The 578-nt window shown below is 43.1% G+C and carries 1 protein-coding gene; it reads right to left on the reverse strand.

The genetic code is table 11. From position 1 onward, the window contains the following. Positions 1 to 335 precede the first annotated feature (335 nt). Positions 336 to 578 (reverse strand): hypothetical protein (locus tag QQK16_RS21550; RefSeq protein WP_284198460.1); only part of this gene is annotated, 243 nt, incomplete at its 5' end.

Raw genomic sequence — 578 nt, forward strand, 5'->3', positions numbered from 1 at the left:
AAGTGAGTTTTTGCCACGAACGCACCCCATACACTCCAATATGTCCAAAAATCATGTTTAGGTGCGTTTTGAACTTTTTGATTCCGGTTAAAAACAACGCACCCACGAGTGGCAATATCGGCATTAATTGTCAAAAGTTCGCAGCGTGAGTCGCGAAGTGAGTTTTTGCCAAGAACGTACCCAATCCACTCCAATATGTCCAAAAATCGGCATTAATTGACAAAAGCTCGTCACGCGAGTCGCGAAATGAGTTTTTGCCACAAACACACCCATTACACTCCAATATGTCCAAAAATCATGTTTTGGTGCTTTTTGAACTTTTTGATTCCGGTATATTACATCGCACCCACGTGTGGCAATATCGGCATTAATTGACAAAAGTTCGCCGCGCGAGTCGCGAAGTAAGTTTTTGCCACGAACGCACCCAATACACTCCAATATGTCCAAAAATCATGTTTTGGTGCTTTTTGAACTTTTTCGTTCCGGTCAAAAACAACGCACCCGTGTGTGCCAAATATGGCAATATTGGCATTAATTGGCAAAAGTTCGCCGCGCGAATCACGAAGTGAGTTTTTGCC

Source organism: Chitinimonas prasina (genome assembly GCF_030160395.1).
In the GTDB taxonomy this organism is placed as follows: domain Bacteria; phylum Pseudomonadota; class Gammaproteobacteria; order Burkholderiales; family Chitinimonadaceae; genus Chitinimonas; species Chitinimonas prasina.